At 73.8% G+C, this 7,360-nt stretch carries 1 protein-coding gene; it reads right to left on the bottom strand.

Annotation, left to right across the window (positions count from 1 at the left end):
- Window positions 1-7,360 (bottom strand): amino acid adenylation domain-containing protein (locus tag ACFQ3T_RS32560; RefSeq protein ID WP_380729300.1); only part of this gene is annotated, 7,360 nt, incomplete at both ends.

The raw sequence follows: 7,360 nt of genomic DNA on the forward strand, positions 1-7,360 counted from the left end.
GGGCCGTAGAAGTTGTAGCTCGCCACGCCGGGCACCTCGCCCAGCCGACGCCACAGCGACTCGCCGATCGCCTCGCCGCCGAGCATCAGCACCTTGGGCCGGTGCTCCCGGTCCAGCAGCCCGGCCGACAGCAACTGCTGCGCGTAGGACGGCGTGAGGTCCATGAAGTCGATGCGGCGCTCCACGACGTAGTCCACCAGCGCCGGCGGGTCCAGTCGCAGGTCCTCGTCGAGCACGTGCAGCTCGTGGCCGTCGGCCATGAGCACGAAGCCCTCCAAGGACGTGTCGAAGGAGAACACCGCCGACAGCGCCACGCGCAGCCGCCCGCCACCGGCGTCCGCGACGAAGTCCTCGCGGTGGTTGACCAGCAGGTTGACCAGACTGCGGTGCTCCACCACCACGCCCTTGGGCGTGCCCGTCGACCCCGACGTGTAGATCACGTAGGCCGCGTTGTCCGGGCGCAGCGGCGCGAGCCGGTCCTCGTCGGTCAGGTCGGCGGATCCGGTGACCGCGGCGACCTCCGGCGAGTCGAGCAGCGCCGTGGTGACCACCAGCACGGGGTTCGCGTCGCCGATCAGGAAGTCCACGCGGTCCGCGGGCAGGTCCGGGTCGATCGGCAGGTAGACGCCACCGGCCTTCCACACCGCCAGCAGCGCCACCACGAACTCCACCGTGCGCGGCAGCGACAGCCCGACCACGCGCTCGGGTCCGACGCCGACCGACACCAGGTGGCGAGCGAGGCGGTTGGCGCGGGCGTTCAACTCGGCGAAGGTCGACGACCGGTCCCCCACCACCAGCGCGGTCGCGTCCGGAGTCGCCCTAACCTGCGCCTCGAACACCTCCGGGAACGTCACCGCCGGCACCTCACCCGCCGTGTCGTTCCACTCCACCACCACCCGCCGACGCTCCTCCTCGTCCATCAGCGGCAACTCGGCCAACGGCCGGTCCGCGTCGGTCGCGATGGCGTCCAGCAGCACCACCAGGCGGGCGGCGAGGCGTTCGGCGGTCGCGGGGTCGAACAGGCGGGGGTCGTAGTCCAGCTCCAGGCGCAGCCGGTCGCCGAGGTTGGCGCTGAGGGCGAGCGCGAAGCTGGTGGTGTCGGCGCCCTCGACCTCCAGGACGCGGACCTGCTGCTCGGCGTTGACCAGGTCGTCCACGGGGTAGTTCTCGAACACCACGGCGCTGTCGAACAGGTTCGCGCCCGCCGGCACGTCGCTCCACGACCTCAGGTCGGCCAACGACACGAAGTCGAACCGCCGCGACTCGATCTGCTCGGCCTGGAGCTCCTTGAGCCACGCCAGGGTCACGGCGTCACCGCGCACGGTCGCCCTGGTCGGCACGGTGTTGATGAACAGGCCGACCATCGACTCCACACCCGGCAACTCCGCCGGACGACCCGACACCGTCGTCCCGAACACCACATCCGACTCACCGCTGAAACGCGACAACAACAACGCCCACGCACCCTGCACCACCGTGTTCACCGTGAGACCGGCGGTGCGAGCCACCCGGTCCAGTGCCTCCGACCGCTCCGGGGTCAGCTCGGCGCCGACCGAGGCGCTGGACGCGGCGCGGTGCGCCTCGACGGGCGGCCGGTCCCAGGGCAGCGGGGTAGGCGACTCGACGCCCGCCAGCACCTGCCGCCAGTGCTGCTCGGCCGCCGCGATGTCCTGCTCCGCGAGCCACCGCAGGTAGTCGCGGAAGGGTCGGCGCGGGGCGAGCCGCGGCGCGCGGTCCCCGGCGAGGGCGGCGTACTGCTCGCACACCTCTGCCAGCACCTGGGCGAGGCTCCACCCGTCCATCAGGACGTGGTGGGCGGTCCAGAACAAGGTGACCTCGTCGTCGGTCAACCGCGCCACGGCCAGTCGCAGCAGCGGTGGCCGGGTCAGGTCCAGCTCGTCGGCGCTCTCGGCCATCAGCCGCTCGTGGGCGGCCTCCCGCTCCGGTTCGGACAGGTGCCGCCAGTCGTGGTGCGCGACCGGCACCTCGACCCGGCGGTGCACGACCTGGAGCGGCTCCTCCACGCCCTCCCACACCACGGTGCTGCGCAGCACGGTGGTGCGGTCCACGACGCGGCGGCACGCCTCGGCCAGCGCCCGCGGGTCGGTGACGCCGGCCAGCCGCAGCCGGAACCGGTTGAAGTAGGCGTCGGAGGTGTCGTCCACCAGCGTGTGGAACACCATGCCCGCCTGGAGCGGGGTCAGCGGGTACAGGTCCTCGACCGACCGGCCGTCACCGACCAGGCGGTCCACCGCGGCCTGGTCCAGCCGCGCCAGCGGGAAGTCCGACGGCGTGCGACCACCGGCCTCCGGCCGCGCGCAGTGCTCCACGATCCCCCGCAACGCGGCCATCGTCGCCTCGGCCACCGCGCGCACGGTCGACTCGTCGTGCACGTTCTCGGAGTAGAACCACGACAGGACCAGTTCGCCGTCCTCGACGCCGCCGACGACGTCGAGCAGGAACGCCCGCGCGCTGTGGGCGGGCGCCTCGTCGCCGGGGGTGTCCAGCCGGGCCCGGTACAGGCCCTCCCCCTCGTCGGATGCCACGCCCCACTGCCCGTGGTAGTTGAAGCTGACCGGGGGCAGCGCCGCGCCGCCGAGGACCGCCGCGCCGACCGTGCCGAGCTGCCGCAGGGCCTCGTAACCGAAGCCGCGGCGGGGCACGGCCCGCACCTGCTCCTTGACCGACTTGAGCACAGTGCCCCAATCCCCGGCGGGGACGGTGAGCGCGATGGGGTACTGGGTGGTGAACCAGCCGACCGTGCGCGAGGTGTCCACGCCGTCGAGCACGTCCTCGCGGCCGTGGCCCTCCATCGTGACGGCCACCCGGTCGCGGCCCGTCCAGTCGGCCAGCGCCCGGCCCAGCGCGCTGAGCAGCACGTCGTTGGCCTGCGTGCGGTAGGCGTCGGGCACCCGGTGCAGCAGGGCGTCGGTGTGGTCGCGGTCGAGCCGGACCGATACGACGTGGGTGGACCCGGCGGTGTTGGGACCGTCGCGGTCCACCGGGAGCGCGCCGGGCTCGCCGTCGAGCACCGCGCTCCAGTAGGCCAACTCGTCGTCGAACGCGCCAGAGCGCACGTGCTCGGCCAGTCGGTGAGCCCACTGGGTGAAGCGGGTGCCCACCGGCGCGAGGTCGACGTCCTGCCCGGCGACGACCTGGCGGTAGGCCGTCTCCAGATCGTCGAGCAGGACGCGCCACGACACGCCGTCCACCACGAGGTGGTGCACGGTGAGGAACAAGCTCGGCCGGTTCCCGTCGGCGAACAGCAGGGCTTGCAGCAGGGGCCCCTGGGCGATGTCGAGGCCGGACCGGGCCGCCTTGACGACCGCGGCCACGGTCTTGGCACGGGAGCTCTCGTCCAGGCCGGACACGTCGTAGTACTTCAGGTGCCCGCCGAGGCCGACCGGCGCGGGCTCCTGCCGCCACTGGCCGTCCAGCTGGGTGAACCGGGTGCGCAGCGCCTCGTGGTGGGCGACGACCGCGTCCACGGCGCGTGACAGCGCCACCGGGTCCACGTCCTCCTCCAGCTCCAGGTGGAACGACATGGTGAAGCGGTGAGGGTCCTGCGCCGAGTCGAGGAACCAGCGCTGGATGGGGGTCAGCGGCGCGGGTCCGGCGATGTCGGGCCGCTCGGCGGTCCGCCCGGCGCCGGTGCGCACGACGGTGGCCAGCTCGGCGACGGTCTGGTGGGTGAAGACGTCCTTGGTGACCAGCTCCAGCCCGGCCTGCCGGGCACGGGAGACGAGCTGGATGCTCAGGATCGAGTCGCCGCCCAGGCCGAAGAAGTTGTCGTGCACGCCGACGCGCTCGACCCGCAGCACCTCGGCCCACACGCTTGCCAGCTCCTGCTCGACGGGCGTGCGGGGCGGCACGTAGCCCTCCTGCACGCCGCCGCGCGCGTCGGGGGCGGGCAGGGCGCGGCGGTCGACCTTGCCGCTGTCGGTCTTGGGCAGCTCGTCCAGCACGACGAACAGCGACGGCACCATGTAGTCGGGCAGGTCGCGCTTGAGCCAGGCCCGCAGGTCGTCGGCGGTGGGCGCGGTCGAGCCGGCGGGCACCGCGTACCCGACGAGCCGCTGGTGGCCGGGTTCGTCCTCGCGGGCGACGACGACGGCCTGGGCCACGTCGGGGTGACGGGTCAGGGCGGCCTCGATCTCACCGGGCTCGATGCGGTAGCCCCGGACCTTGACCTGGTCGTCCGCGCGGCCCTGGTACTCCAGCACGCCGTCGGCGGTCCACCGGACCACGTCGCCGGTGCGGTACATGCGGGTGCCGGGCGTGCCGAACGGGTCGGCGACGAACCGCTCCGCGGTCAGGCCGGGCCGGTGCAGGTAGCCGCGCGCCACCTGGTCGCCGGCCAGGTACAGCTCGCCGGGGACGCCGATCGGCGCGGGCCGCAGCTCGGCGTCCAGCACGTAGGCGCGCAGGTTGCGGCCTGGAGTGCCGATCACCGGGCGGTCGCGGTCGGCGATCGGAGTCCACACCGAGTCGACGGTGCACTCGGTGGGGCCGTAGAGGTTGTAGCCGGTGACGCCGTCTGCGTCGGCCAGTGCCCGCCACAGCGGCTCGTCCACGGCCTCGCCGCCCAGGGCCACCAGCCGCGGCCGGTGCTCCGGGTGGGTCAGCACGCCCTCGGGCAGCAACTGCCGGAAGTAGGACGGGGTGCAGCTCAGGAAGTCGATCCGGTTCCGGACCAGGTGTTCGGCCATCGCCCGCGGGTCGAGCCGGACGGCGTCGTCGACCAGGTGCAGCTCGTGGCCCGCGGCGAGCAGGAGCAGGCCCTCCCACGACGCGTCGAAGGAGAACACCGCGGTGGCAGTGCCGCGCAGCCGCGTCCCGTCGCCGGGCAGCAGGCGGGTGTGGTGGTCGGCGACGAGGTTGGCGAGGTTGCGGTGCTCGACCACGACGCCCTTGGGGCGGCCGGTCGACCCGGACGTGTAGATCACGTACGCCGGGTGCTCGGGCCGCAGGGTCGCCGCGCGGTCGTCGTCGGTCGGGTCGGTGGCGGGCAGGGCGTCGACGGCCGCGCGCGTGGCGGGGTCGTCGAGCACCACGCGCGGCAGCCCGTCGGGGATGTTGCCGCCGTCGCCGGTGGTGACCACGAGCACGGGCCGCGCGTCGTCCAGCAGGTGGGCGACGCGGTCGGCCGGGTGATCGGGGTCCACCGGCAGGTACGCGCCGCCTGCCTTGAGCACGGCCAGCACGGACACGACCATCCCCGGCGAGCGGGGCAGCGCCAGCGCCACGACGGACTCGGGTCCGACGCCGGCCGCGACGAGGTGCCGGGCCAGGCGGTTGGCGTCGGCGTTCAACTCGGCGAAGGACCACGACCGGTCGCCTGCCACCAGGGCCGTCGCGTCGGGGGTGCGGGCGGCCTGCGCCTGGAAGACCTCGTGGTAGGCCGGTGCGCCACCGCTTGATCCGGTGTCGTTCCAGTCCTCCAGCACGTGCCGCAGCTCGTCGTCGGTCAGCAGCGGCAGGGCGGCGACGGCGCGGTCCGCGTCGGCGGCCACGCCGTCGAGCAGCACGCCGACGTGGGCGGCCATCCGCTCGGCCGTGGCGGCGTCGAACAGCGCGGTGTCGTAGGTCAGCACCGCCTCCAGCCGGCCCTCGAACTCCTGGAACTGGAACGACACGTCGAAGCCCGCGGCCACCGACGGCGGCGGCACCTCCTCGACGCGCAGGCCGGGCAGGCGCGGGCCGTCGTCAGGGGTGTTCTGCAGGACCACCATCGCCTGGAACAGCGGCGTGCGGCTGGGGTCGCGCACCGGGTGCACCTCGTCCACGACCCGCTCGAACGGCACGTCCTGGTGGGCGAAGGCGTCGAGCACGGTCTCCCGCACGCCGCTCAGGAACTCGGTGAAGCGGTGCCGGGGGTCGACGTCGGCGCGCAGCACCAGCGTGTTGACGAAGAAGCCGACCAGCCCCTCCAGCTCGGTGCGGTCACGGCCGGACACGACGGTGCCGACCGCGATGTCCCGCTGCCCGGACCAGCGCGAGAACAGCACCTGGCAGGCGGCCAGCAGCACCATGAACAGGGTGCCGTCCTGCTGCCGGGCCAGGGCCTTGAGCCGGTCGGTGACCTCGGCGGGGACCCGGAAGTGCACCAGCGCGCCCTGCTTGCCGCGCGTCGCCGGCCGGGGCCGGTCGGTGGGCAGCTCCAGCGGCCGGACGCCGTCGAGCGCGCGCCGCCAGTGGGCGAGGTGCTCCTCCACGGTCTCCTCGGTCAGCGCCTTGCGCTGCCACACCGCGTAGTCGGCGTACTGCACGGGCAGCTCCGGCAACTTGGCCTCGGTGCCGAGCGTGGCGGCCTCGTAGCAGGCGCCCAGCTCTCCCAGCAGCACGCCGTTGGACCAGCCGTCGGTGACGATGTGGTGCAGCACCAGGGACAGGACGTGGTCGTCCGGTCCCAGCCGCACCAGCCGCGCACGCAGCAGCGGGGCGTCGCGCAGGTCGAACGGGGTGGTCGTCTCCTCGGTGAGCACGCGCTCCAGCTCGGCCGCGGGCCGCCCGGTGAGGTCGACCAGCGGCACCCGGACGCGGTGCGCCGGGTGCACGACCTGCACGCCCCGCCCGTCGACGGTGTCGAACGAGGTGCGCAGCGACTCGTGCCGCGCCACCAGCGCGGTCAACGCCGTGTCGAGCGCGGCCACGTCCAGCGGGCCGCGCAGCCGGAGGATCGACGGCGTCAGGTAGTCGACGCCGCCGGGCTCGAACTGGTCGAGGAACCACAGCCGCTGCTGCGCGAACGACAGCGGCAGCGCCCCGTCGCGCGGCACGACCGGGATGTCGGCCGTGCGGACGCGGGCGGAGGCCGAGACCAGCTCGGCGAGCCCCGCGACGGTCGGGTGGGTGAACAGGGCGCGCGGCGACATCTCCACGTCGAACGCGGTGCGCAGCCGGGAGATCACCCGGATGCTGAGGATGGAGTCGCCGCCCAGCTCGAAGAAGTTGTCCTCGACGCCGATGCCCGGCACGCCGAGCACCTCGGACCAGATGTCGGCGACGTCGCGCTCCGCGTCGGTGCGCGGTGCGACGTGGCGACCGCGGGCCGCGGCGAGGTCGGGGGCGGGCAGGGAGCGGCGGTCGACCTTGCCGTTGGGCGTCACGGGCACCGCGTCCAGTGCGACGAACGCGGCGGGCACCATGTAGTCGGGCAGGGTGCTCCCCAGCCAGGACCGCAGGTCCGCCGTGGTGGGCACGGTGGAGTCGGTGGGCACGACGTAGGCGACGAGGCGCTTGGCGCCGCCGTCCTCCCGGGCGACGACCACGGCCTCGCGCACGTCGGGGTGGCGGGTGAGGGCGGCCTCGACCTCGCCGGGTTCGATGCGGAAGCCGCGGATCTTGACCTGCTCGTCGG

The sequence above is a fragment of the Saccharothrix hoggarensis genome (genome assembly GCF_042678885.1).
Lineage (GTDB): Bacteria > Actinomycetota > Actinomycetes > Mycobacteriales > Pseudonocardiaceae > Actinosynnema > Actinosynnema hoggarensis.